This is a genomic window from Dorea sp. BIOML-A1, assembly GCF_009875615.1.
GTDB classification, from domain to species: Bacteria; Bacillota; Clostridia; order Lachnospirales; family Lachnospiraceae; genus Dorea_A; species Dorea_A amylophila.
The window spans coordinates 16,410-42,071 of record NZ_WWSA01000031.1 but is presented as its reverse complement, the minus strand read 5'-3'; the positions used below and the strand labels follow the sequence as shown (position 1 = coordinate 42,071).

The 25,662-nt window shown below is 41.4% G+C and carries 23 protein-coding genes; 18 read left to right on the top strand and 5 right to left on the bottom strand.

Features of this window, described 5'->3' with window-relative positions; genetic code table 11:
- Window positions 1-108 precede the first annotated feature (108 nt).
- On the bottom strand, window positions 109-1,026 hold the full coding sequence (locus tag GT508_RS11695) for an AraC family transcriptional regulator (protein WP_055283915.1): 918 nt from the start codon (window positions 1,024-1,026) through the stop codon (window positions 109-111).
- A gap of 230 nt (window positions 1,027-1,256) precedes the next feature.
- On the opposite strand from GT508_RS11695, the gene GT508_RS11690 reads away from it, so the two are divergent.
- The 4 genes from GT508_RS11690 (at window position 1,257) to GT508_RS11675 (ending at window position 6,506) form a co-directional block, all read left to right on the top strand.
- Complete coding sequence (locus tag GT508_RS11690; RefSeq protein ID WP_130096846.1) at window positions 1,257-2,564, top strand: ABC transporter substrate-binding protein; 1,308 nt, start codon at window positions 1,257-1,259, stop codon at window positions 2,562-2,564.
- A gap of 96 nt (window positions 2,565-2,660) precedes the next feature.
- Window positions 2,661-3,566 carry a carbohydrate ABC transporter permease gene (locus GT508_RS11685; RefSeq protein WP_161144297.1) on the top strand — a complete coding sequence of 302 codons (906 nt, stop codon included), beginning with the start codon at window positions 2,661-2,663 and terminating at the stop codon, window positions 3,564-3,566.
- 15 nt (window positions 3,567-3,581) lie between these two features.
- The gene (locus GT508_RS11680) at window positions 3,582-4,460 is read left to right on the top strand and encodes a carbohydrate ABC transporter permease (protein WP_022414982.1); all 879 of its coding nucleotides are present in this window, start codon (window positions 3,582-3,584) and stop codon (window positions 4,458-4,460) included.
- 60 nt (window positions 4,461-4,520) lie between these two features.
- Window positions 4,521-6,506, top strand: a complete 1,986-nt coding sequence (locus GT508_RS11675; RefSeq protein WP_330576926.1) for a DUF5107 domain-containing protein — start codon at window positions 4,521-4,523, stop codon at window positions 6,504-6,506.
- 20 nt (window positions 6,507-6,526) lie between these two features.
- Here the strand turns inward: GT508_RS11675 and GT508_RS11670 are convergent, their stop codons facing one another.
- Window positions 6,527-7,444, bottom strand: a complete 918-nt coding sequence (locus tag GT508_RS11670) for a helix-turn-helix domain-containing protein (RefSeq protein ID WP_118310076.1) — start codon at window positions 7,442-7,444, stop codon at window positions 6,527-6,529.
- Between the two features lie 198 nt (window positions 7,445-7,642).
- Here GT508_RS11670 and GT508_RS11665 point away from each other — a divergent pair, with 198 nt between their 5' ends.
- On the top strand, window positions 7,643-9,028 hold the full coding sequence (locus GT508_RS11665; RefSeq protein WP_161144296.1) for an aminopeptidase: 1,386 nt from the start codon (window positions 7,643-7,645) through the stop codon (window positions 9,026-9,028).
- A 90-nt stretch (window positions 9,029-9,118) separates the two neighbouring features.
- Here GT508_RS11665 and GT508_RS14710 read toward each other — a convergent pair whose 3' ends face one another.
- Entirely contained in the window at window positions 9,119-9,706 is a 588-nt protein-coding gene (locus tag GT508_RS14710) for a helix-turn-helix transcriptional regulator (protein ID WP_243018868.1), read from the bottom strand.
- On the opposite strand from GT508_RS14710, the gene GT508_RS14705 reads away from it, so the two are divergent.
- The 6 genes from GT508_RS14705 to GT508_RS11635 all read left to right on the top strand — a co-directional run bounded on the left by GT508_RS14705 (window position 9,705) and on the right by GT508_RS11635 (window position 16,603).
- Window positions 9,705-9,848, top strand: a complete 144-nt coding sequence (locus GT508_RS14705; RefSeq protein WP_243144116.1) for a hypothetical protein — start codon at window positions 9,705-9,707, stop codon at window positions 9,846-9,848. The two genes, GT508_RS14710 and GT508_RS14705, sit on opposite strands and share 2 nt — an antisense overlap.
- Before the next feature lie 349 nt (window positions 9,849-10,197).
- Window positions 10,198-12,087, top strand: a complete 1,890-nt coding sequence (locus GT508_RS11655; protein WP_118310077.1) for a DUF5696 domain-containing protein — start codon at window positions 10,198-10,200, stop codon at window positions 12,085-12,087.
- Between the two features lie 38 nt (window positions 12,088-12,125).
- Window positions 12,126-13,430, top strand: coding sequence for a Gfo/Idh/MocA family protein (locus GT508_RS11650; protein ID WP_118310090.1), 1,305 nt, complete (start codon window positions 12,126-12,128; stop codon window positions 13,428-13,430).
- Window positions 13,431-13,526: 96 nt separating this feature from the next.
- Window positions 13,527-14,810 carry an ABC transporter substrate-binding protein gene (locus GT508_RS11645; protein WP_118310078.1) on the top strand — a complete coding sequence of 428 codons (1,284 nt, stop codon included), beginning with the start codon at window positions 13,527-13,529 and terminating at the stop codon, window positions 14,808-14,810.
- A 23-nt stretch (window positions 14,811-14,833) separates the two neighbouring features.
- A complete protein-coding gene (locus tag GT508_RS11640) occupies window positions 14,834-15,760 on the top strand; it encodes a carbohydrate ABC transporter permease (protein WP_161144295.1) in 927 nt (308 codons plus the stop codon).
- 18 nt (window positions 15,761-15,778) lie between these two features.
- Window positions 15,779-16,603, top strand: a complete 825-nt coding sequence (locus GT508_RS11635; RefSeq protein ID WP_118225245.1) for a carbohydrate ABC transporter permease — start codon at window positions 15,779-15,781, stop codon at window positions 16,601-16,603.
- Between the two features lie 109 nt (window positions 16,604-16,712).
- Here GT508_RS11635 and GT508_RS11630 read toward each other — a convergent pair whose 3' ends face one another.
- Entirely contained in the window at window positions 16,713-17,357 is a 645-nt protein-coding gene (locus GT508_RS11630) for a YesL family protein (RefSeq protein ID WP_118225244.1), read from the bottom strand.
- A 156-nt stretch (window positions 17,358-17,513) separates the two neighbouring features.
- Between GT508_RS11630 and GT508_RS11625 the strand changes: the two genes are divergently transcribed.
- The 7 genes from GT508_RS11625 to dnaB all read left to right on the top strand — a co-directional run bounded on the left by GT508_RS11625 (window position 17,514) and on the right by dnaB (window position 25,302).
- Window positions 17,514-18,068 (top strand): hypothetical protein, encoded by a 555-nt coding sequence (locus GT508_RS11625; RefSeq protein ID WP_138375999.1) that lies wholly within the window; start codon window positions 17,514-17,516, stop codon window positions 18,066-18,068.
- An 87-nt stretch (window positions 18,069-18,155) separates the two neighbouring features.
- The gene (locus GT508_RS11620) at window positions 18,156-19,082 is read left to right on the top strand and encodes a nucleotidyltransferase family protein (protein ID WP_117598372.1); all 927 of its coding nucleotides are present in this window, start codon (window positions 18,156-18,158) and stop codon (window positions 19,080-19,082) included.
- Window positions 19,083-20,201, top strand: coding sequence for a phosphotransferase enzyme family protein (locus GT508_RS11615; RefSeq protein WP_138376001.1), 1,119 nt, complete (start codon window positions 19,083-19,085; stop codon window positions 20,199-20,201).
- 11 nt (window positions 20,202-20,212) lie between these two features.
- Window positions 20,213-21,235, top strand: a complete 1,023-nt coding sequence (gene galE / locus GT508_RS11610) for a UDP-glucose 4-epimerase GalE (protein WP_138376002.1) — start codon at window positions 20,213-20,215, stop codon at window positions 21,233-21,235.
- 191 nt (window positions 21,236-21,426) lie between these two features.
- Window positions 21,427-23,490 (top strand): DHH family phosphoesterase, encoded by a 2,064-nt coding sequence (locus GT508_RS11605; RefSeq protein ID WP_173791770.1) that lies wholly within the window; start codon window positions 21,427-21,429, stop codon window positions 23,488-23,490.
- The gene (rplI, locus tag GT508_RS11600) at window positions 23,490-23,939 is read left to right on the top strand and encodes a 50S ribosomal protein L9 (RefSeq protein WP_028088561.1); all 450 of its coding nucleotides are present in this window, start codon (window positions 23,490-23,492) and stop codon (window positions 23,937-23,939) included. The genes GT508_RS11605 and rplI overlap by 1 nt, the downstream gene beginning before the upstream one ends.
- A gap of 13 nt (window positions 23,940-23,952) precedes the next feature.
- Window positions 23,953-25,302: a replicative DNA helicase gene (dnaB, locus tag GT508_RS11595; RefSeq protein ID WP_161144294.1), complete on the top strand. Its 1,350-nt coding sequence runs from the start codon at window positions 23,953-23,955 to the stop codon at window positions 25,300-25,302.
- Here dnaB and GT508_RS11590 read toward each other — a convergent pair.
- Entirely contained in the window at window positions 25,276-25,650 is a 375-nt protein-coding gene (locus tag GT508_RS11590; RefSeq protein WP_028088559.1) for a hypothetical protein, read from the bottom strand. The two genes, dnaB and GT508_RS11590, sit on opposite strands and share 27 nt — an antisense overlap.
- Window positions 25,651-25,662: the final 12 nt, after the last annotated feature.

The window sequence follows — 25,662 nt, the reverse complement described above, 5'->3', positions numbered from 1 at the left end:
GAATTGACCCGCCGATGGAACCTGAGCAGGAACGCCTTTCCAAGCTTTATTCCGGTTCGGGTATCCACAGCCTTCCTAAATTAAATCCCAATTAAATCCCAAGAAAAATTATTTGAATTCCCCCTCCGCCATAGCCTTAATCGAAGATGCATACTCCGAAGGAGTCATTCCGGACACTTTTTTGAATTGTCTGGAAAAATAATGGATGGAGGTATACCCAAGGTGTTCTGCAACCTGAGTAAAATTTAATTGCTTGGTACGTATTAATTCTTTTGCAGCATTGATCTTCAGCATTGAAAAATATTCAATGATTCCGAGATCACAATGTTCTTTGAAAATCTTTTGGAGCTGTGAACGTCCGATCAGATTGTCTTTGCAGATCTGGTCAATGGTAACATGTGTGTTCAGATGGCTTTCCAGATAGTCCGTAACACGATTGAAAACTTCGGCATCGCTTTTACTTTTTGTAGCTTTGGGGGCATCTACTTTTGAAAGTTTTTTCTGAAGAACGACCGGATTGGAATAGCGGCGGATCAGGTGGATCAGAAAATGTTCCAGATAGAGTCTGATCATCTGCTGAGATCCAAATGTATTGGAATCCTTTAAAGGCATATTCTGTAGATAAGGATCATCCAGTCTGCAGTCAAAACAGCGTCTGGCTTCTATTATAATGTCGGCAAGCAGATTACGCTCTGTCTCATCAATCCGCAAGATCCTGTCATTGAAAAAGTACATGGCATCATCATGGCATTCAAAAGAAATAACAACCAGGTTGGGCGCAATATTGCCGGTCGCTTTAACATTATGAAATTCATTGGGCTTGTGAAAAACGAGATCTCCTTTTTTTAATATCGTATGCGTTTTTCCTCTGGTTACATCAACTTCGCCTTTGTCGACACAGACAAACTCCCAGAAGTTGTGAGATTCTCCTTCAAAGCTGAAATCACTCATATATTCAAAATAATGAATACTGAAGATTCGTCCTAAAGTGATAGAATTATGTAAATCCACTCCATAGTATGCCATGCTTATTCTCCTTTGCGTGTATGTTTTACAATATGTTTTGTAAATAAAAGCAAGTCTGTGAAAATAATACTTTGTAAAATCTATACAATATGATACAATAAATTTGTTCAAAAATCAAATAACTAATGCAGATAGTGCAAATTTAGAGTTCTATAAGATAAAGATTTTTGTGCAAGTTTGTATTAGAATAGATTTAACAACAAACGATACGAAATAGGAGGAAACGTGTTATGAAAAAGAAAATTGTGAGCGCACTTCTGTGCGTGGCAATGGCAGCTTCACTGGTTGTAGGATGCGGAAGCAAATCAGGTTCAGACAGTGGAAGCAGCAAAGGTGGGGACAAACTTGTATACTGGGCTATGTGGAGTGAGGATGAACCACAGGCAAAGGTTATCAAGGAAGCTATCAGTAAGTATGAAAAAGATACTGGTGTTAAGGTTGATGTACAGTTCAAGGGACGTACCGGACAGAGAGAGGGACTGGAGCCGGCTTTGAGCGCAAAACAGCAGATTGATTTGTTTGATGAAGATGTTAACCGTGTAAACGGAAGTTGGGGAAAATACTTATTAGATCTGGAAGATATGGCTAAGGATTATGAATCTGAGCACGGTAACGAGACATTGTTCAAGATTGCACGTAATGCATATGGTCAGACACATGATGGAGATGATACATTACACAGCATTCCATATCAGCCATCTATCTTTGGTTTCTTCTACAATAAGACATTATTTACAAAAGCAGGAATCGAATCCGTACCAACTACATGGGAAGAATTAGATGCAGCTTGTGCAAAATTAAAAGAAGCAGGAATTACACCAATTACAGCAGATGATGCTTATCTGACATCATTCATTGGATATCATCTTGCAAGATATATCGGACAGGATGGAGTAAAAGCTCTGGTAACAGGAGAAGAATATAATGGCGAATCTGTAACATGGGATGATGAAAAAGTTAAAGCAGCAGCAGAAAGTTTTGCTGATTTCGCTAAGAAAGGTTATTTCTCAAAAAATATCGCAACAAACAAATATCCGGCAGGACAGAATCAGGAATTTGCTCCTGGTGATGCAGCAATCGTTATCTGCGGATCATGGCTTCCAAATGAAGCAAAAGATTCTGTAGCAGAGGATCTTGAATGGGGTTACTTCAATTATCCATCAGTTCCAGACGGAAAAGATGATAATACAGCTAACAACATTGCAAACCAGGTACTTGCAATTAACAAGGATTCTAAGATGGCAGACGAAGCATTCCAGCTTATCGAGTACATTACAACAGGTGAGTACGATAAGAAGATGACAGAAGACGCTCTTTGTATCCCAACTGACAAAGCCAATTCAGATGCATGGCCGACAGAACTCGCAGGAGTAAAAGAAGCGTTCGATGCAACAACAACTTTCTATGACTGGGCAGCAGGCGTAGAAAGCAACAATGATATCACACCTGTGCTTCAGGAAAACACACAGAAACTTGCTTCAGGCAAACTGGACGCAGCAGGATTCATCAAAGCAATGAAAGACGCAGCAGGAAAGTAAAATCAGACAGTAAAGAAAAGAGACTAGATAGTGATCAATATGGTGGCAGGGCGGTTACTACGCGGCCACCATATTTTAGTAAAAGGAGGCATATACGTGAAGAAGAATAAAAAAATGATCGTTGGGTTTCTTGCCCCGGCAGTAATCATCTTCCTCATAGTATTCCTGTATCCGATTATCAGAACCATTATGATGAGTATGTATAAGATCGAGTCAGTAACGGATACAATGGAATGGTGGACATTTGTTGGATTGGGCAACTACCAGAAGTTGTTTACGACAGCGATCTTTAAAACAGCAATGATGAACATTTTGAAAATCTGGGCACTGGGTGGAATCATCGTATTATCGGTGTCCCTGTTATTCGGAGTAATCCTGACAAGTGGAATACACGGGAAGAAATTCTTCCGTGCAATCATCTATCTTCCGAATATCGTAAGTGCGGTAGCGCTTGCAACCATGTGGCTGCAGTATGTATACAGTTCTAAATTCGGACTTTTAAAGGGTGTTTTGGATTCGCTTGGATTACATAAACTTGCGAAAACTCCATGGCTGGATTCCGATCACAAGTTTTGGGCATTGCTTTTTGCATACTGCTTCGGAATGATAGGATATCATATGTTGATCTGGATGAGTGGAATCGAAAGAATCAGCCCGGATCTTTTTGAGGCGGCAACAATTGACGGTGCGAATAAACCGCAGCAGTTCCGCTATATGACAGTGCCTCTTTTAAAAGGTGTATTTAAAACAAATATTACAATGTGGACAGTAAGTACAGCAGCATTCTTTGTATGGTCGCAATTATTCTCAACGGTTACGGCAGATAAGGCAACAATCGTACCGGTACAGTATATGTATATGCATACATTTGGCGCAGGTAATGCGGTGACAGAGAGAAATGCAGGATATGGAGCTGCAATCGGTATTATTCTGTGCGTATGTGTAGTGATCGTATTCTCAATCTGTAACAAATTGATCAAAGATGATGACCTTGAATTTTAGAAAGGAGGAGCAGTTATGGAAAAAGAAAAAAAAGTAAGACAGAAAATTAACTGGAAAAAAGAAATGAAACTGGCTCCTGGATATATCGTGATCATCTTGTGGGTTATCTTTACATTTATGCTGCTTGGATGGATTCTTGCAGCGAGTCTTTCAACAACAACTGACATTTTCGCAGGAAAAGCATTAAAGTTCCCTACAGGACTGCATTTTGAAAATTATATACAGGCATGGGGATCTGGTGGTGTGGCAACGTTCTTTATGAACTCAATGTTATATTCCCTGATATCATGTTTCCTGCTGATCCTGATCTGTGCGCCGGCAGCATATGTACTGGCGAGATTCACATTTTTGGGAAATAAAATCATTCAGACAAGTTTTGTATCGGCAATGGGAATTCCGATTACCATGATTGTGCTTCCGCTGTTTAGTATCGTTGCCAATCTTGGAATCTTGAACAGTGTATTTGCTAGCAAAGTAACATTGATCTTTCTGTATATTGGAATCAACATTCCATATACAACAATTTTTCTGCTGACATTCTTCTCGAACCTGTCTCGAACATATGAAGAGGCTGCTGCAATTGATGGCTGTCCTCCAACGAAGACATTCTGGAAGATTATGTTCCCGATGGCTCAGTCGGGAATCGTCACAGTTACGATTTTCAATTTTATCAATATCTGGAATGAATATTTCCTGTCATTGATCTTTGCAAACAACGATACATTACGGCCGGTAGCGGTTGGACTGTACGGAATGCTCCAGTCTATGCAGTATACAGGCAACTGGGCAGGAATGTTTGCAGCAGTTGTTATTGTATTCCTGCCGACCTTTATTCTGTATCTCTTCTTATCAGAGAAGATTATAGGTGGAGTAACGGGAGGAATCAAGGGATAGAGAGAACCTTGTAGTAGAAAGGTGGTGAAGCTGTTATACCATGTAAGGAGGTAGTCATGGTTGACAGCTTCATTTTTATATGAAGCGAAGAAAGGAAAAATTATGTCAGAATTAAGATTTGAATGGAAAAATATGCTTGCAGCAGATTTGGGAGAAGAGTCATGTGTACCAGATCTTCTTGGAGAACGGATTCTGCAGAATTCGTTAAAGTTCTATTTGGATGAAACAGATGAAATTTATGAAGGATATGGGAAAGTAGCGGATTCTTATCCATATCGTCAGAGAAATAATTACAAAAGGCAATTGAAAGAAAAGCAAATTCGTACGGCAGTATTGGAAAATAATCAGCTCAAGGCAGTATTTCTTCCAGATTATGGTGGAAGATTATGGGAACTTTGGGATAAAAATGAAAACAGGAATCTGCTTTATACGAATGACGTATTACAGTTCAGTAACCTGGCGGTACGAAATGCCTGGTTTTCGGGAGGCGTGGAATGGAATCTTGGCATTATAGGACATCAGCCGTATACGACAGAACCATTATATGTTGCAGAGACACATACCGATGAAGGAGAACCGGTACTGAGAATGTATGAGTATGAAAGAATCAGAGGGGTAACATGGCAGATGGATTTTTGGCTGGATGATGATTGCTCATATTTGAAATGTAGAATGAGAATAGTGAATGAAAGTACGGAAGTGATTCCGATGTATTGGTGGAGCAATATGGCGGTTCCGGAGTATGAACAGGGACATATAACAGTTCCTGCATCAGAAGCATATGCAGGAACAGGTGTTGAATGTCGTAAAGTATCTTTGCCAGAAGTGGATGGTGTGGATGTTTCGGATTATCAGAAAATTCCACGGAGTATTGATTATTTCTTTAATATCCCGGAAAACGAGCCGAAATATATTGTAAATGTAGATAAAAACGGAAAAGGGCTTTTACAGTTTTCGACAGGAAGACTGAAAGGAAGAAAACTGTTTTCATGGGGAAGTAATGCAGCATCTGATCACTGGCAGGAGTTTTTGACAAAAGATGCAGGGCGCTATGTAGAAATCCAGGCGGGACTTGGAAAGACACAGTATGGATGTATTCCGATGGCACCACACACTGCGTGGGAATGGATGGAATGTTACGGACCGGCATATTCAGAAGAACTGACTGCAGAGATATATGATAAATCATTTGAAGAAAGAAAAAGATACATAACAGACTATCTGCAAAAAACTCAGCTGATCGGGAAACTGGAAGAAGAATTGAAGAAAACAAAAAAGATGGCATTAACAGAGGCAGAACTGATTACTCCGGGAAGTGGTTATGGTGCATTTCGCAAAGAGTACGAAAGAACGGGTCATTTGAAATTTGTAAAGAAAACGGAAAGTATGGAAAAGTGGGAACATTTTTTTGAGACAGGAGAGCTTCATTGTCCGAACCCAGATACAGAACCGGATGCATTCTGGAATGGAGAAGAATTTCTGGCTTATCTGAAAAAGACGACGCTGAAACCACTAGCACCGAATTATGAAAACTGGTATGCATATTATCATCTTGGAATTCTTGAATTCCGAAAAGGAAATGATAAAATTGCAAAAGAAATGTATGAGACATCGTTGAAACTTCGGGAGAACGCATGGGCACTGCATGGACTGGCATGTTTAAGTATTCATGAAGGAAATAAAAATCTTGCGGCATTGTATGCACAAAGAGGAATGGAACTTAAGAGACACTGTCTGTCATATCAGAAAGAAGGACTTAAAATTCTGAGTCAATGCGAAGCATATAGAGCAATTTTACAGCAGTATGCTGTTATGGATGAAGATATGAAATCCATCGGGCGGGTGCAATATTATTATGCACTGGGGCTTGTGAAGACAGGAAGGCTTGAAGAAGCGGATAAATTGCTGAACAGTGAAGAAGGAATTGTGGTTGATGATGTAAGAGAAGGAGAAGACAGTATCCAGGATCTCTGGGAGATCCTGAATCATGAATTGTATGGAGGAAAGCAGATACTTCCTTTCCGCTATGAATTTCATGCAAATTAAATAACAGTCATAGAAGACGATTAGTTTGTGTTTCCTTCTGCTATTGCTTTGACAGAAGAAGCGTATTCAGAAGGTGTCATTCCGACAATTTTTTTGAATTGCCTGGAAAAATAATGAATAGAGGTGTAACCAAGATGTGCAGAAATCTGTGTAAAATTCATGTGATTGGTTCGGATCAGTTCTTTGGCAACTTCGATTTTCAATATTGAAAAATATTCGATAATACCCCGATTGCATTGTTCCTTGAATAATTTCTGTAATTGGGAACGACCAATTAGATTGTCTTTGCAAATCAAGTCAATAGTTACATGTGATGTTATGTGCCGGTTGAGATAATCAATGATTTTATTGAATGTTTCAGTATCATTATTTGTTTTTGTAGCTTTCGGAAGCTTTGCTTCTGAAAGCTTTTTGTGTTGCAGGAAAGATTGAGAGTAACATCGGATTAAATGAATCAAAAAATGTTCCAAATATAATCGAATCATTTGTTGTGAACCAAAAATGTTTGTGTCTTTTAAAGGCATATTTTGAAGATAAGGATCGTCTAGACGACAGTTAAAACAACGTTTTGCTTCGATGATAATATTGGCGAGCAATGTTTGTGCAGTTTCATCAATTTTCATACGACGATTGTTGAAAAAATTCATTGCCTTGTCATTGCACTCAAAAGATATAACAATAAGATTGGGTGCAATCGTGCCTGTTGCCCGGACACTGTGAAATTCATTGGGTTTATGAAAGAAAAGTTCCCCTTTGTGTAGTACTGTATAAGATTTATTGTGAGTTATACCGGCTTCGCCTTTATCAATATATACAAATTCCCAAAAATTATGAGCTTCACCAGAGAATTTAAAGTTATTCATATATTCAAAATAATGAATACTGAATATCTTTCCGACAGTAATAGAATTATGTAACTTAACACCAGAATATTCCATGATAGAGTGCCCCCTTTTTTATCCCACATCATACAGCACAGAAAAATAAAAAGCAAAGGGAATATGGTTAAAAAGAGAATTTTTTATAGAATATTGGACGATTCTACAATTTCAATGGATAAAAGTATAATACAATTTTAAAAGACATGGTTTATAATACAGTTTAAATAAAAGGAGAAAGAGGTGAGATCAGAAGTTATGAAACGTAAAAATTTATGGCAGACATATAGCGAGGCACAGCTGGAGAAGTTGGAAAAAACCAATGCGTTATATCGTGTATGTCTAGATGAAGGAAAAACAGAACGGGAGTGCGTACAGAAGACCATTGAACTTGCCAGAGCTCAGGGATACGAAGATATGAAACAGCTAATCAAGGCAGGAAAGAAGATTCGCACCGGAGATAAAGTATATATGGATTATATGGGGAAAGCCATTGTACTTTTTCATGCAGGAACTGCGCCGGTTGAAGAGGGGATGAATATTCTTGGGGCACATATTGATTCACCGAGAATTGATGTCAAACAGAACCCGTTATACGAGAATGAAGGACTGGCTTTTCTGGATACGCATTATTACGGTGGCGTTAAAAAATACCAGTGGCTTTCGATTCCGCTTGCGCTTCATGGTGTAGTGATTAAGAAAAATGGGGAAAAAGTAGAGATCTGTGTGGGGGAAAAAGAGACAGACCCGGTGCTTGTGATCAATGATCTTCTTCCGCATCTGGGAGCAAAGCAGAGAGAAAAGCTGGCAAAAGATTTCATCGATGGGGAACAGATGGATCTTTTGATCGGCAACCGTCCGGAGGACGGAGAAGAGGATGCGGTGACACGGAGAATCAGGAATCTTCTGAAAGAAAAATATGATATCGAAGAGGAAGATTTCCTCTCGGCAGAATTAGAGATTGTGCCGGCAGGAAGAGCCAGAGAGTGTGGACTGGATAACAGTATGATTCTGGCATATGGACAGGATGACAGAGTGTGTGCATTCACTTCGTTGTTTGCAATACTGGAAGCAGAAGAGGTTACGAGAACTGCCTGCTGTCTGTTGGTTGACAAGGAAGAGATTGGAAGTACGGGTGCGAGTGGTATGACATCCAGGTTTTTCGAAAATGCAGTTGCGGAATACATTCTTTTGAATGAAGGGATTGAATATAATGACATTGTTCTCAGAAGGACGCTGGCAAATTCCAAGATGCTCTCATCTGATGTAAGTGCGGGATTTGATCCGATGTATGAGGATGTATATGAGAAAAAGAATGCGGCCTTTCTTGCATGTGGACCGGTATTTAACAAGTATACAGGTTCGGGAGGAAAGAGCGGTTCCAATGATGCCAATCCGGAATACGTGGCTCAGTTAAGAAAGATCATGGAAGATGCAAAGGTGCATTTCCAGACAGCAGAACTTGGTCGTGTTGATGTAGGCGGCGGAGGAACGATCGCTTATCTGATGAGTGTGTACGGCATGGAAGTTATCGATAGCGGTGTGGCAGTCCTTGGAATGCATGCACCGTGGGAGACGACGAGCAAGGCAGACATATATGAAGCAGTAAGATGCTATGAAGCATTTTTAAAGGCAGAGTTTTAGACAACAGACTGAAAATAAAAATGAAATAATAAAAAATGGCACAATGGGGTGTGATGAATAAGCCTTGTTGCGCCATTTTTTTATGAGTGATTATAGATCGCGGTTTCGCTCTCCTGCCTCGTAGACAGCATCGGTAATTCCTTTTATGGAAGATGCATAAGCGGAAGGTGACATGCCGGTTGCAAGACGGAACTGCTTGGAAAAATATGGCAGTGAGCTGTAAGAAAGAAAATAAGCAATCTCGGTAAGGTTCATAGAACCGTCACGGATAATGTCCTTGGCACGCTGAATCTTCATTTGGTTGAAATAGTCGATCACACCACAGTTTAGTTGTTCGTGAAACAGTAACTGAACGGCAGAACGGGACATAGAGAATTCATTGCAGATGTCTTTTACCGTCAGCTTTTCGCAGATGTGATATTCGAGGTATTTCAGAATTTCGCTGAGGCGTTCCTGCCCTGCAGATTCTTTCTCGGGAGAAGACTTATGCTGTATAGAGGCGCCGCTCTCTTCCTGATGTTCACGGATCAGGGTGATCAGAAACATCTCAAGATAAAGGAGAATCATCTGCTGGGAGCCAAAAGGTGCATGTTCCTTTAACTGTACCTGTTCGACCGAAGGAATGTGCATAGGCGTTGCAAGCGTATGCCGGCCTTCCGTGATGATTCTGGAGATCATGGCCCGTTCTTCCATACTGAGTGTAAAGCTTTTATTTACGAAGAAAGACATGGCCTGCGAACTGGAAGTGAAAGACATGACGACCAGATTGGGTGAATCTTTCCCGATGGACTTAATGGCATGGAATTCATTTGGCTGGTGAAAGATAATGTCACCGGTATAAAGAGTTGTCCAGGTATCATCGGCACGGACTGCAACGGTTCCTTTGTCGACATAAAGAAATTACCAGAAATTATGCGACTCGCCTTTGAATTCGAAATTTTTCATATATTCAAAATAGTGCAGTGTGATGATCGCATCAATGTCGATGGAATGCTGCAATGTGGTTTTTACATAAGTCATAAGCGTCCCTCCTAGCTTATATTATAACAACTTGTGGATGATATGACAATAAGCATGGACAATATGTCAAGCAATCTTGTGCAGAATACAATATAATGAACGAAAAGGAATAAGAAAATTAGCGAATTTGCCAATGAAAGGTGGTTCATATGTTGGAGGTAAAGACTAACACAATACAACTTAGAATGGATGATAATAATCTAAAGTTTTCGTTCGGGAAAGGGGATACCGAATGGAACTGGACAAGTGAGTACCGTCCGAAAATGGAATGCAAAGAAGGAACCGTTTATTTTGACGAAGCACTGGAAATCCATCACGAACTGGTACAGAACGGAATCGGAAAGGGAATCCGTAGTTCATTTGCCGGATTTGAGATAGAAGGAAAAAAAGTTCCATATGCATTTGAAACTTATGCATGGATTGAAGAATGTACAGAAGACATTTTCTTTGAATGGATTCCGATTTGTGAGGAAGGGCTTGCGGTGGAAAAATTGTTCTGGCCGGGAGAACTGGAATTGGAAGAAAAGAGAAAAGACTGGTATACGCTCCTGAATATGCAGCAGGGGGTGATGATTCCGAATGACTGGGAGACAGAACTAAAGGATATCCCGTTTGATGGATTCTTTGAGACAGCCGGAGGATATATGCCTTGGTTCGCACAGTTTAAAGGTGGAAATGGATACATTGCGATCTGTACTACACCATGGAATGCAGGATATCAGGCGGAGCATCCTCAGAACGGACCATACACACATGTCAGTGTGAGATTTGAGCCAAGTCTCGGAAGGATGGATTACAGAAGAATTGTACGATATACATTGATCGAAGATGGTGACTATAACGATGCATGTAAGATCTACCGGCAATATGTAAAAGAACAGGGCAATTTATGTACGCTGAATGAAAAGGCAGCAAGAGTTCCTTCGGTTAATGATCTGATCGGATGCAGTTTTATACATAAAGGGATTAAGACATTTGTCCAGCCGGAATCAGACTTTTTTGATCCGGAAAATCCGGAAAAGAATAATAACCTGACATCATTTGCGGTCAGAACCAGAGAAATGAAAGAACTTCACGAACTGGGAGCCGGTAAACTATATCTTCATCTGGATGGATGGGCAGAACCTGGATACGATAATAATCACCCGGATTATACACCGGCTTGTGAAGAAGCAGGTGGATGGAAGGCAATGAAAGAATTGTCGGATACTATGAAAGAACAGGGGGATCTGTTCGGGATCCATGATCAGTACCGTGATTATTACTTTTCGGCAGAAAGTTTTGACGAAGACTATGCCTGCAGACTGCCGGACGGAACAATTCCGACACATAAGAGATGGGCAGGCGGGCAGCAGTCATATCTGTGTGCAACACAGGCTCCACATTATGTACAACGTAATTTTAGTGAACTGGAAAAGAACCGGATTCATCTGGACGGAGCATATTTGGATGTGTTCACCTGTAACGAAGGAGATGAGTGCAATAATCCGAGACATCGTATGACAAGAAGGGAATGTTACGACTACCGGGCAAGATGTTTTGATTATCTGATGTCAAAAGGAATCCTTCCAAGTTCGGAGGAAGTCAGTGACTGGAGCGCAAGAAGCCTGGTGTTCTGTCATTACGCACCATATGATTTTATGCTTCGCAAACCGGGAAGTCCGAAACACGGAATACCGGTACCACTGTTCAATCTGGTATATCATGACTGCCTGATCGAACCATGGATGATGGAAAAGATAGATGATACCGAAGATTACATGCTGTATGCTTTACTGAATGGAGGTGCACCATATCTGATCCGTGATGGAGCATATCCGGATTTTGACGGTTCCTTTGAAGGAAATGTTAAGATGCATATCATGGAGGACATCAAGAGATGTAAAGTGGTGACGGAACTTCACAAAAAGGTTGCAAAATGCGAGATGGTAAGCCATGAAATGGTGGATGGCAATCCGGAGATCCAAAGAACGATGTTTTCGGATGGCACAAAGGTAACCGTTGATTTCGGGAAACAGATTTATAGCATTGAAATGTAAGACACACTAATACAAATAAAGGAAGGCGGATGAAAAAAATGAGCAGACAGATGACGGTTGCAATTGCAGGCCTCGGAAGCAGAGGAAGAGATACTTATGCAAAAGCTGCAAAAATATATCCGGATAAGATGAAAATCGTAGCCATTGCAGATATTGATCCGGAAAAAGTAAAACTGACGGCAGAAGAATATGACGTCCCGATGTCACACTGTTATGAAAGTGCCGAAGACATGTTAAAGGAGGAAAAACTTGCGGATGCGATGATCATAGCAACACAGGACAGACAACATGTGGGTCAGGCTATAAAAGCTTTAAAGAAAGGGTATCATCTGCTTCTTGAAAAACCAATTTCACCGGATCTGGGTGAATGCAGAAAAATATCCGAAGTGGCAAAAGAATGTAAAAGAGAAGTGGTTGTCTGTCATGTTCTAAGATATACACCAATCTATCAGAAGGTGAAAGAAATCCTGGATGCAGGAACGATAGGTGATGTGATCTCGATCATGGCGATTGAAAATGTCGGATGGTTTCATCAGGCACATAGCTTTGTCAGAGGAAACTGGGCGAATTCAGATGAGACAAGCCCGATGATCTTACAGAAGTGCTGCCACGATATGGATTTATATCTGTGGCTGGCGGAAAAGACCTGCAGATCATTAACATCCTATGGCGATCTGAATTATTTCACACCGGAACATGCACCGGAAGGATGTACAGGCAGATGTCTGGAAGGCTGTAAGGCAAAAGAAAAATGCATCTTTGATGCAGAAAAGATATACCTGGAACATGAAAGAATCGGTTACCGCCAAGGTAACAGAGGGTGGCCGTTAGATGTGCTTGTTCCATCCGGACCAACAGAAGAAAAGCTGATAGAAGCACTGAAGACAGGTCCATATGGAAAATGTGTATTCCATTGTAACAATAATGTAGTGGATCATCAGGTGGTTAATCTGAATATGACAGATGGAACAACGATGAGCTTTACCATGTGTGGTTTTACAGCGGAGACTTCCAGATATGCGAAGTTTATGGGAACCAGAGGTGAAGTGATCGTAGATATGCAGCCGGATGAAAAGGAAAGCAAAATCGTAATCGAGTATTTCGATCCGGGAAGGACGAAAGAAATTATCAATGTTGCAGAACTGTCAGAAGATTTTTCGGGACACGGCGGTGGAGATAACCGGATGGTGGAAGAATTTTTGGATATTATAAGTGGAGAGAAATCGGAAAGTACATATATTACTTCGCTAGACAGATCGTTGCAAAGCCATTATTGTGCACTGGCGGCGGAATACTCCAGATTGCATGACGGAAAGCCGGTAGATATTGAAACATTTCGATAGAAAGAAAACTGATATATGTGTTCAATGCCGGGAGTGGCGGAGAACTTCATATAAAACGTAACCAAAAGATAAAGAAAAAGAGAAGGAGTGAACATTATGAAAAAGAACATGAGAAAAGTAGCAGCTCTGGGACTTTGTGTAGCCCTGGGTGCAACGATGCTGACAGCATGTGGCGGAAGTAAAGGCAAAAGTGCTTCCGGAGGAAAGACAGAATTAAATTTTGGTATCTGGGATGAGAATCAGAGACCGGCTATGGAGAAAATGGTAAAGGCATATGAAAAAGAAAATTCAGATGTCAAGATCAATATCCAGTTAACACCATATAAAGGTGGGGAATATTGGACAAAACTTGAAGCTGCAGCAAGTGGCGGAAAAGCTCCGGATGTATTCTGGCTGAACGTTCTTCATCTGGACTCATATGTAGAGGGAGGAATCCTGGATGATCTGACAGATAAGATCAAAGACTCAGATATCAAGGATAGCTATTCTGAGACACTGGTTAATAACTATGTCCGTGATAAGAAGAACTATGCTGTGCCGAAAGATTTTGATACCAATGCATTGTGGTATAATAAAGAAATCTTTGACAAGTGCGGAGTTCCATACCCTACAGATGATATGAGTTATGATGACCTGGTTGCAACTGCTAAGGCATTAAAAGACAGCGGAAAACTTGGAGACGGTGTATATCCGTTTGCCTGCCCGGTTGATTTCCAGACATGGTATTATCAGACCGTCTATGCAAATGGCGGATATATCTTAAGTGATGATAAGAAGTCTACAGGATATGATGATCCTAAGACACAGGAAGGTATTCAGTGCTGGATCGATATGTACAATGAAGGATTATCTCCAAGTGCATCAGCTCTTTCAGAGACAACAGCAGATGCGATGTTCGAGGGTGGACAGCTTGCAATGAACTTTGCCGGATCATACATGGTTCCAGAGTATGCAAGCAATGACGCAATCAAAGATAAGGTTGATTGCGTAGAGATTCCGACATTCAACGGAAAAGAAGACAACTGCATCAACGGACTTGGATATGCAGTGTTTGAAGGAAGCAAGAACAAAGAAGCAGCAGAAGATTTCGCTATCTGGCTTGGAAGTAAAGAAGCTCAGGAAATCCAGGGAAAAACAGGTGTTGTAATCTCTGCAAGAACAGATGCACAGAAATGCTTTGCAGAAGCTAATTCACAGTACAATCTTGCAGCTTACACCAATCACGCTGATGAAGCATATCCGCTTCCGGTATGTGCGAAAGCAGCAGAACTGTATGATCTGGAAGCAACAGAACTTCAGAAAGCATATAATGGAGAGAAATCACTTTCAGATGTCTGCAAGGGTCTGACAAAACAGGCAGATAAGTTACTTCAGGAATAATAGTAAGAAACAGGTGAAAAGATATGGCTGAAGGTAAATCAAAAACAGGCGTAGTGAAAAAACGGGCGAGTAAGAGAGAGAAGAAGGATTGGATTGCGGCGTATATATTTATTGCGCCGGTTACCCTCGGCCTTCTGGTATTCTATATCTGGCCATTTATCCAGAATATCTGGTTTAGTTTTAACGAAGTAAGTAAATTTAATGTCGCAACTTTTTGCGGTCTGGCAAATTACCAGAAATTATTTCATGATGGCGAAGTATTGAAAACATTCGGAAATACATTGAAGTACGTTGTGGTTACGGTTCCGGTTGGATTGTTCTTATCAATACTGATCGCAGCTCTTCTGAACTCCAAGATTAAAGGTACCTCTATCTACCGTACATTGTATTTCTTACCATCCGTAACCATGGCAGCAGCTGTTGCCATGGTATGGAAATGGATCTACAACGAGAAAATGGGTATCTTAAACAGTGCGATCCGTGCACTGGGTGGAAAAGGTATCGGCTGGCTGACAGATCCGAAAATTGCATTATATAGTGTTATGATCGTAGGTCTCTGGATGTCGGTCGGATATAACATGATCATCCTGCTTGCAGGTATGCAGGGAATTTCAAAATCTTATTACGAAGCAGCACAGATTGACGGAGCAGGACCAATTCAGTTATTTTTTAAGGTAACGATTCCTCTTCTGACACCAACGATCTTCTTCGTGATGATCACATCCATCATCAGTGGATTCCAGGTATTCGATGTCATTTATATGATGATCGGAAAAACGAATCCGGCATATGCAAATACGCAGACGGTTGTTATGTTATTCTACCGTCAGGCATTTGATTATGGATACAAAGGCTATGCAGCAGCAATTTCAATTCTGATCTTTGCAATAATCATGCTGGTAACAGTGATCCAGATGATCGGTCAGAAAAAATGGGTAAATTATGATTAAGAGAGGAGGAGAAGAAAAATGAAGAGTAAAAATTCAAGAAAAATAATTGTACATATCTTACTTCTCCTTGGAATTACGATCACGGTATTTCCGTTTGTGTGGATGATCCTGACTTCTTTTAAGACAGTCGGAGAGGCCATGCAGATACCGCCGACCATTTTCCCGAAGAAGTTTCTGACAGATGCGTATTCATCTATCGTAACAGCACTTCCGTTTGGAAGAGTATATTTGAACACAATTATATCAACTGTGGTAACAACTGTTGTACAGGTGCTGTTCTGCTCTATGGCAGCTTATGCATTTGCAAGAATCGAATTCCCGTTTAAGAATGCGATCTTTGTACTGGTGTTATCTGTACTTATGGTACCGGGTCAGATATTCCTGATCCCGCAGTACCGGATTGTTCAGAGTCTTGGACTTCTGGACACGATACCGGCATTGTTCCTGCCAAACTTATTCAGTGCATTTGGAACATTTCTTCTGAGACAGTTCTTTATGTCATTGCCGAAGGAACTGGAAGAAGCGGCGTTGCTGGACGGTTGTAACCGTTTCCAGATCTTTGGAAGGATCATGCTTCCACTTACAAAAGCAGGTATCGTATCGCTGGTAATCTTTACAGCGAAATTTGCATGGAATGATTTCATGTGGCCATTGATCGTTAATACGTCTATGGATAAGATGACACTTGGTCCTGCTCTTTCGACATTACAGGGACAGTATACAACCAAGTATCCAATGCAGATGGCAGGAGCCGTAATGGCGGTTATCCCGATCATTGTATTGTTCTTCATCTTCCAGAAACAGTTTATTGAAGGTGTGGCACAGTCAGGAATCAAGGGCTAGAATATGAATAGTTATAAGAGGATGAGATAGCAGGTCTTGTCCTCTTTTTATATGAAATAGAGACCATCCGTTATGTCAATAACAGGATAGTCTCTTATAGTTTTTACAATTATTCTATATTGTCCGGGGATTCCGGCTCATATTTTTTGAATATCCGGTCAAACAGAATACTGTAGATAAATGCTACTACAGAGAATCCGCAGATCCCGCTGATCACAACGACCAGAGCGAATGTCTTAACAGAGCAGGCGCATAAGTACAGGATCAGTCCGGCAATCACCAACATTACCAGTGTATACGGCAGGTGTCCGAATGTCATAAAAACTGCATTTTTTAACGCCTGTGTTGTACTGCACACAAAATGTGAGATGATCGGAAAGACATATAAGAATACAGATAATGCAACGAGACATACACACCAGAGGAGCATGCGTATCACTGCAAACAGTGTTGTATTCTGTGAATTGATGATGTAAAAATCCATTCCAAGAAAGATAAAGACCAGAATGGAAAATATCCATATCAGTGTACCTTGTTTAAAATTCTGACGGAATGATTTCCAGAAATTCTGCCAGATGTAGGGGTCCTCACCACGAACCATCTTCAGTGTCACATAGGAAAGTGCGCTGGTGGATGCACCGATGGTGATGATCGGAACACAACTGAAGATAAAGATCAGGTTCAGTAGGATCAAATCAAATATTTTTGCGATGAACTCCATAATAGGGTTATCAGGATTAAAAAAACGACTCATAATAATTATCCCTCGTATAAAAATAAATAATAATAAAAATCTCTAACTATTGTAACATATTATATATAGGATGTGAAAGATATGTTATAATTTTACATATGACGTCAAACAGGCAGATCATTTCTAAGTCGTCATTGAAAAAAGGAGGAAATATATTTGGACAAAAATTTTGGTTCAATGCCGTTGGGAAAAAAGGTAGAATATCTGTGGATGTACTATAAGATATGGCTGGTCATACTTGCAGTGGTAATCGGTGTTATCTACCTTGGCTGTACGATGTACAAGGGCAGACATACGACAGTTCTTCTGAATGTAGCGGTCACAGGGGGCGATTCGCAGAAGGCAGAAGAATTGAACAAAGATTTCTGTAAATACGCAGGCATTGACGAAAAGGACGGGATCATCCGGATACAGGCGAATATTCCGGAAGATGGAGGGAGCCTGTCCTCAAAGACAGCGCTGACAACGCTGGTAGGCGCAGATGCAGTGGATGTACTGATCTGTAGAGAAGATGTATATCAAGAGTACAAAAAACAGGATGGTTTTCAAGAAACCATTGATTTTCCGGAAGATAATATGCTTAAAAAGAAGAAGATTATTTCTTATGATGATGCGCATGCGGCTATTATGGTGAATGCACAGAATAAGAAAATGGCAGAAAAATTCATCAGTTATCTGGAACAATTAAACCACATAAATAATGCAAATTAAGAAAATAATAGGATAAAGATTTCTGGAAATAGTTATACTACAATGAATCTAGAAACGAAAGATCCTAAAGACATGGAGGTAATTATAATGAATAAACCAGTATTAGTGATCATGGCAGCAGGAATGGGAAGCAGATACGGAGGTCTGAAGCAGTTAGATCCTGTAGACAATGACGGACATATTATCATGGATTTTTCCATGTATGATGCAAAGAGAGCCGGCTTTGAGAAGGTCGTATTCATAATCAAACACGAGATCGAAGAAGAGTTCAAAGAGCATGTGGGAAAACGTATGGAAAAATACATGGACGTAGCATATGCTTATCAGAATATCGACAACATTCCGGAAGGCTATGAAGTACCGGAAGGACGTGTAAAACCTTGGGGAACAGCACATGCTGTATACAGCTGTATGGATGAGATTGACGGACCGTTCGCAGTGATCAATGCAGATGACTATTATGGAGTAGAAGCATTCAAGCTCATCTATGATTATCTGTCTACACATGCAGATGATGATAAGTACAGATATACAATGGTCGGATATCATCTTGCCAATACGGTAACGGACAACGGATATGTATCCAGAGGTGTATGTGAGACGAATGAGAACGGAGAGCTGGTATCCGTAACAGAACGTACCAGAATTGAAAAGTACAACGGCGGCGTTGCATACACAGAAGACGACGGTAATACATGGGTACAGGTACCGGATGATACAACGGTATCTATGAACATGTGGGGATTTACAAAGAGCATCTTAGAAGAGATCAAAGCTGGATTCCCGGCATTTCTTGACAAAGGACTGCAGGAGAATCCTATGAAATGCGAGTATTTCCTGCCAACTGTAGTAAGTAATCTTCTTGCGGAAGACAAAGCAACAGTATCGGTACTGAAATCCGCAGATAAATGGTATGGAGTAACTTATAAAGAAGATAAACCGGTTGTGGTTGCAGCCATTCAGAGAATGAAAGACGAAGGACTGTACCCGCAGCATCTTTGGGAGGGAAAATAAATGAATCCTGTAACACGGGAACAAAGAGATGAAGCGATTGCACATTTTAAATATGAAGGAACATTAGTAAAGGACTGTCCATACGGAAGCGGACACATCAATGATACATTTCTTCTGATATTCGAGATTGCCGAGATGGGAAGAATCAAAGTCATTCTTCAGAGAATGAATTCTACGGCATTTCCAAAACCGGTAGAAGTCATGGAGAATATCACAGGAGTAACGTCATTTCTGAAAAAGAAGATTATAGAAAATGGCGGAGATCCGGAACGTGAGACATTGAATGTGATCCCGGCGGTTGATGGGAAACCATATTACATAGATTCTACGGGAAATTACTGGAGATCTTATAAATTTATTACCGATGCAAGTACCTATGATCTGGTAGAGAAGCCGGAGCAGTTTTATGAAAGTGCGGTGGCATTCGGGAATTTCCAGAGTCTGCTGTCTGACTATCCGGCGGAGACACTGCATGAGACGATAGAAAAGTTCCATGATACGAGAAACCGGTTTGCGCTGTTTAAGAAATCAGTGGAAGAAGATGTTATGGGAAGAGCAGCTTCTGTAGAGAAAGAGATCCGGTTCGTTCTCGAAAGAGAAGAGATTGCTAATTGTTTTGCAGAAATGCTGGACAGGCATGAGCTTCCACTTCGTGTTACACACAATGATACAAAATTGAATAATGTTATGCTGGACGATAAGACCGGGAAAGGAATCTGTGTGATCGATCTGGACACAGTTATGCCGGGGCTTGCGATGAATGATTTCGGGGATTCCATCCGTTTCGGTGCAAGTACGGCACTGGAAGATGAGACAGACCTTACGAAAGTATCCTGCAGTATGGAATTATTTGAATTGTATACGAAAGGATTTTTAAAAGGATGTGACGGAAAGCTGACAGCTAAGGAGATCGAGCTGATGCCGATGGGCGCAAAGACGATGACATTTGAATGTGGTATGCGTTTCCTTACGGATTATCTGCAGGGAGATAAATATTTCAGGATACACAGAGAAGGTCATAATCTTGACAGATGCCGTACCCAGTTCAAGCTTGTTGAAGATATGGAACAAAAGTGGTATACTATGAACGAAATCGTGAAAAAGTATAGTAACAACTAGGAGGTACTATTGTGGCCAAGAAAATATTAATTACCGGAGGAGCCGGTTATATCGGAAGTCATACGGCACTGGAACTTCTGAATGAAGGATATGAAGTGGTTGTATATGACAATCTTTGTAATTCATCTAAAGAATCTTTAAAAAGGGTAGAAGAGCTTACCGGAAAGATGATTACATTTTATGAAGGGGATGTAATGGATGAAGCTGCATTGAAGGCAATGCTGGAAAAAGAAGGCGTAGATGCGGTTATCCATTGTGCAGCACTGAAAGCAGTCGGAGAATCCGTACAGAAGCCATTAGAGTACTACCGTAATAATATAACAGGAACTCTGACACTGATGGATGTTATGAAACAGACCGGTGTTAAGAATATTGTATTCAGTTCTTCTGCAACTGTATACGGAAGTCCGGAAGAGATGCCGATCACAGAGGAGTGTCCGAAGGGACAGTGCACGAATCCTTATGGATGGACAAAGTCTATGATGGAACAGATCATGACAGATGTACAGAAGGCAAATCCGGATATGAATGTCATCCTGCTTCGTTATTTCAACCCGGTCGGAGCGCATGAAAGCGGACGTATCGGAGAAGACCCAAAGGGAATTCCGAATAATCTGATGCCATACATTTCGCAGGTGGCAGTAGGAAAACTTGAAAAACTGGGTGTGTTCGGGGACGATTATGATACACCGGATGGAACAGGAGTCCGTGATTACATTCATGTAGTGGACCTTGCAAAAGGACATGTGAAAGCAATTGATTATATCTTCAGCAATCCTGGACTTGACGTGATCAATCTTGGAACAGGTGTGGGATATTCCGTGCTTGATATGGTAAAAGCATTTGGAAAAGCATGCGGTAAGGAGATTCCTTACGAGATCAAGCCGAGAAGAGCAGGAGATATCGCAATGTGTTATGCAGATCCTGCAAAAGCAGCGAAAGTTCTTGGATGGAAAGCAGAAAAAGGTCTGGACGAGATGTGCGCAGACACATGGAGATGGCAGTCACAGAATCCTAACGGATATGAGGCATAAATGAAAAAAGAACTTAAGAAATAAAAACATAGACAGATGGGGAACACTTAACAGAACGTTAAGATTTCCCATCTTTCTTTTTATGATAAGAAATGGTATAATCATCACGTATGTAAAGTGTAGTGTGAGATGCTAGAGGCATTTTGTATTGCAAAAGTAGTGAGTAAGACTCACGAACAGAGGCGAGAATCATGGAAAAAAAGAATGAAAATGGAAAGGTGCAGCTGAAAGGCCAGTTGAAGCTTTATATTCAGTGGCCGGCAATCATGGTATTGCTCTTGATCGCAATGAATCTGTGGGTGTATAAGATGGATCACAGAGCGGGAATCCTGATGGCCGTATTCGTGCTGATATATATCATCATGGTAGGCGGACTGTATTTTTACAGTAAGAATATCATCATGAAGGATCTCGTGGAATTTGCTGCACAGTATGGCATTGTCCAGAATACGCTGCTGAGGGAACTGTCGATTCCCTATGCAATCCTGTTAGATGATGGGAAAGCAGTTTGGATGAATGACGAATTCGAAGCAATTCTGGGCGGAAAGCCAAAAGGAGAAGCTTACATCAGTAAATACATTCCGGAATTGAACCGGAGTATATTTCCAAAAGAGGATCAGCAGAAGGTCACGATGGAAGTATATTATGATGATAAGGAATACCAGGCAGAACTGCGTAGAGTATCGGTAGAGGGATTCAGCGATACGGAACAGCTTATGGAATTGCCGAAGGAGAAGGAATATTTCATTGCGGTATATCTTCAGGATGTTACAGAACTGAACCGTACGATCAGGGAAAATGAAGAACAGAGAATGGTTGCAGGCCTGGTATACATCGATAACTACGATGAAGTGATCGACACTGTGGAAGAGGTCAGGCAGTCACTTCTGATGGCTCTGGTAGACCGTAAGATCAACCAGTATATTGCAAAAGTTGACGGAATCGTCAAGAAGCTGGAGAATGATAAGTATTTCATTATCATCCGAAAGTCTTATTTTAAACAGCTGGAAGAAGATAAGTTCTCCCTGCTGGATGATGTAAAGTCCGTAAATATCGGAAATGGAATTCCGGCAACACTTAGTATCGGTCTGGGACTGAGTTCCGATTCTTATGCACAGAGTTATAACTATGCGCGTGTAGCGATCGATCTCGCACTTGCAAGAGGCGGCGACCAGGCGGTGATCAAGGACTGTCACGGTGTTACCTATTATGGTGGAAAGCGAGAACAGACAGCGAAGAATACCCGTGTAAAGGCGCGTGTAAAAGCCGAGGCACTGCGTGAATTTATCACGGTCAAAGATAAGATATTCGTTATGGGGCATAAGCTGACAGATGTGGATGCGTTCGGTGCGGCAATGGGAATCTATCGTGCGGCACTGGCACTGGAGAAACGTGCTTATATTGTGATCAATGAAGTGTCAGCATCGCTCAGGCCTTTATATGAATTATTCGAACAAGATCCGGCTTACCCGGATGATCTGTTTTTGACATCGTCACAGGCGATGAATATGGCAGACGAGAATTCAATGGTAGTCGTTGTAGATACGAACCGTCCGATGATGACAGAGTGTGAGGACCTTCTGAAGACAACGAAGACGATCGTGGTATTGGATCATCACAGACAGAGCAGTGACAATATTGATAATGCGCTGTTATCTTATATTGAGCCATATGCCTCATCGGCTTGTGAGATGGTATCAGAGGTATTGCAGTATATTGTAGATGGGATCAAGATCCCGAAGATTGAGGCGAGCAGCCTGTATGCCGGCATCATGATCGATACCAACAACTTTGTGAACAGTACCGGAGTTCGTACTTTTGAAGCGGCAGCATTCCTGAGAAGATCCGGTGCAGATATTACGCTGGTAAGAAAGTTGTTCCGTGACGATATGGAATCTTACAGGGCAAAAGCGGAGATCATCAGCAGTGCAGAAGTGTACCGTAACAAATTTGCCATTGCAAGGGGTGTGGATCTTCACATTGAAAGCCCGACGATCATCGGGGCACAGGCGGCAAATGAATTATTGGACATCAGTGCGATCAAGGCATCATTTGTATTAACAGAATATAATGGAAGAATATACGTCAGCGCACGTTCGATCGATGAAGTTAACGTACAGATCATCATGGAACGTCTGGGCGGAGGCGGTCATATGAACGCTTCCGGTGCACAGTTTAACCATACTGATATGGATGAAGCGGTAGCCTGCTTAAAACAGGTGATTGACGAAATGATAGAAGGAGGAGACTTGTAATGAAAGTTATTTTGACAGAAGACGTAAAGTCACTTGGTAAAAAGGGAGAGATCGTAAACGTCAGTGATGGATACGCTAGAAATTTTATCTTAAAGAAAAATAAAGGTGTAGAAGCTAACGGAAAGAATTTAAATGACCTGAAATTAAAGAAAGCGAACGATGACAAGATCGCTCAGCAGCAGTATGAAGATGCCCAGGAACTTGGCAGAAAGATCGAAGCAGGAAAGATTGAAGTTGCGATCAAGATGGGCGAAGGCGGCAGAGCGTTTGGCTCTGTATCTTCAAAGGAAATTGCAGAAGAAGTCAAAAAACAGATGGATCTTACGATTGACAAGAAGAAAGTTCAGTTAAAAGAAGCAATCAGAACACTGGGAACACATACGGTTCCGGTTAAGCTGCATCCAAAGGTAACGGCTGAGCTGAAAGTTGTTGTAAAAGAAGAAGCATAGGAGGAATTCAGGCGTGGAAGAAGCACTCATCAAACGAGTCATGCCACACAGCATCGAAGCAGAACAGTCTGTTGTCGGTGCCATGCTTATGGATAAAGATGCCATCACCACTGCAGGAGAAATCATCAGTGGTGATGATTTTTATCAGGCGTCATATGGAGTGATCTTTGATTCGATGATCGAACTATTCAATGAAGGAAAACCGGTCGATCTGATTACTTTGCAGGAACGACTGAAGGAAAAAGATGTACCGGCAGAGATTGCCAGTCTGGAATTTGTCAGAGACCTGGTGACAGCAGTGCCGACTTCTGCGAATGTGAAATATTATGCACAGATCGTGGCAGACAAATCTGTGATGCGTAAGATGATCAAATTGAATGAAGAGGTTGAAAATATGTGCTATGCCGGAAAAGAACCTCTGGAGTCTATCATGGAGCAGACCGAGAAATCCATGTTCCAGTTATTACAGAGACGAACGACCGGCGAATATGTTCCGATCAAGCAGGTGGTCCTGAATGCGCTGGATAAGATTGAAAAGGCATCTAAGAGTAAGGGAACCGTTACAGGAATCCCGACCGGATTCATCGATCTGGATTATAAACTGTCCGGCTTCCAGCCGTCAGATTTTATCCTGATCGCGGCGCGTCCGTCCATGGGTAAGACGGCATTTGTTCTGAACATCGCACAGTATATGGCATTCAAGAAGAATAAAGCGGTTGCCATCTTCAGTCTTGAGATGTCAAAGGAACAGCTGGTAAACCGACTGTTCTCACTGGAATCACAGGTAGATGCACAGTCACTCAGAACCGGTAATATGAAAGATTCCGACTGGGAGAAACTGATTGAAGGAGCAGGTGTGATCGGTCAGTCGAAACTGATCATTGATGATACACCGGGTATCTCCATCTCGGAATTAAGATCAAAGTGCAGGAAATATAAGCTGGAGCACGGACTGGATATCATCATCATCGACTACTTACAGTTAATGACCGGAAGTGTAGGAAAGAGTTCCGAATCCAGACAGCAGGAAGTCTCAGACATTTCCCGTCAGTTAAAGGGACTTGCCAGAGAGCTGAATGTGCCGGTTGTATCGCTGTCACAGTTAAGCCGTGCGGTAGAAAACCGGCCGGACAAGCGGCCGATGCTTTCTGATCTCCGTGAATCCGGAGCCATTGAGCAGGATGCGGATGTGGTAATGTTTATCTACAGGGATGAATACTATAACAAAGATTCAGAGTTCAAAAAACAGGCAGAAATCATTATCGCAAAACAAAGAAACGGTCCGGTAGGGACCGTTAATCTGGCCTGGTTAGGTGAGTACACAAAGTTTGCGAACCTAAGCAGACAGGAAGATTCGTTTTAGTTTTTTTACTGGACCGGCATCGGCCGAAGCTTTCCGGAAGGATTGCTGCTGGCGGATCAGCTGGTCCAGTTTTTTGAATTCCAGCTCTTCCTGGCGTTCTTTTGCATCCAGAAGAAATGTCATCTCCTGGCTGAACATGTTGAGAAGCACTTCGTTGTTATTCTGCAGCATGCGTTTTAACTGAAGCTGTTCCCTGGTCCGTCTGATATCCGGGATCAGGGCTTTGAGATCGGAAAGGGAGACACCCTGTTCGTAGAGATCCCTGATACATGCATATAGTCTGGCATCATCTTTGGTCTCGCGTTTGATCTGTTCTAAAGTATTCAAAGCATTGGTATGATTTCCCACATTAGATACCCC

Excerpts from the sequence above, each read along its gene's own strand:
- GT508_RS11605 (WP_173791770.1), top strand. The coding sequence starts at position 21,427 with ATGGAAAAAAAGAATGAAAATGGAAAGGTGCAGCTGAAAGGCCAGTTG.
- GT508_RS11690 (WP_130096846.1), top strand. The coding sequence starts at position 1,257 with ATGAAAAAGAAAATTGTGAGCGCACTTCTGTGCGTGGCAATGGCAGCT.
- GT508_RS11635 (WP_118225245.1), top strand. The coding sequence starts at position 15,779 with ATGAAGAGTAAAAATTCAAGAAAAATAATTGTACATATCTTACTTCTC.
- GT508_RS11615 (WP_138376001.1), top strand. The coding sequence starts at position 19,083 with ATGAATCCTGTAACACGGGAACAAAGAGATGAAGCGATTGCACATTTT.
- GT508_RS11665 (WP_161144296.1), top strand. The coding sequence starts at position 7,643 with ATGAAACGTAAAAATTTATGGCAGACATATAGCGAGGCACAGCTGGAG.
- GT508_RS11640 (WP_161144295.1), top strand. The coding sequence starts at position 14,834 with ATGGCTGAAGGTAAATCAAAAACAGGCGTAGTGAAAAAACGGGCGAGT.
- GT508_RS11695 (WP_055283915.1), bottom strand. The coding sequence starts at position 1,026 with ATGGCATACTATGGAGTGGATTTACATAATTCTATCACTTTAGGACGA.
- rplI (WP_028088561.1), top strand. The coding sequence starts at position 23,490 with ATGAAAGTTATTTTGACAGAAGACGTAAAGTCACTTGGTAAAAAGGGA.
- GT508_RS14710 (WP_243018868.1), bottom strand. The coding sequence starts at position 9,706 with ATGATCTCCAGAATCATCACGGAAGGCCGGCATACGCTTGCAACGCCT.
- GT508_RS11620 (WP_117598372.1), top strand. The coding sequence starts at position 18,156 with ATGAATAAACCAGTATTAGTGATCATGGCAGCAGGAATGGGAAGCAGA.
- GT508_RS11680 (WP_022414982.1), top strand. The coding sequence starts at position 3,582 with ATGGAAAAAGAAAAAAAAGTAAGACAGAAAATTAACTGGAAAAAAGAA.
- GT508_RS11650 (WP_118310090.1), top strand. The coding sequence starts at position 12,126 with ATGAGCAGACAGATGACGGTTGCAATTGCAGGCCTCGGAAGCAGAGGA.
- GT508_RS11670 (WP_118310076.1), bottom strand. The coding sequence starts at position 7,444 with ATGGAATATTCTGGTGTTAAGTTACATAATTCTATTACTGTCGGAAAG.
- GT508_RS11655 (WP_118310077.1), top strand. The coding sequence starts at position 10,198 with ATGTTGGAGGTAAAGACTAACACAATACAACTTAGAATGGATGATAAT.
- GT508_RS11645 (WP_118310078.1), top strand. The coding sequence starts at position 13,527 with ATGAAAAAGAACATGAGAAAAGTAGCAGCTCTGGGACTTTGTGTAGCC.
- GT508_RS14705 (WP_243144116.1), top strand. The coding sequence starts at position 9,705 with ATGGCCCGTTCTTCCATACTGAGTGTAAAGCTTTTATTTACGAAGAAA.
- GT508_RS11630 (WP_118225244.1), bottom strand. The coding sequence starts at position 17,357 with ATGAGTCGTTTTTTTAATCCTGATAACCCTATTATGGAGTTCATCGCA.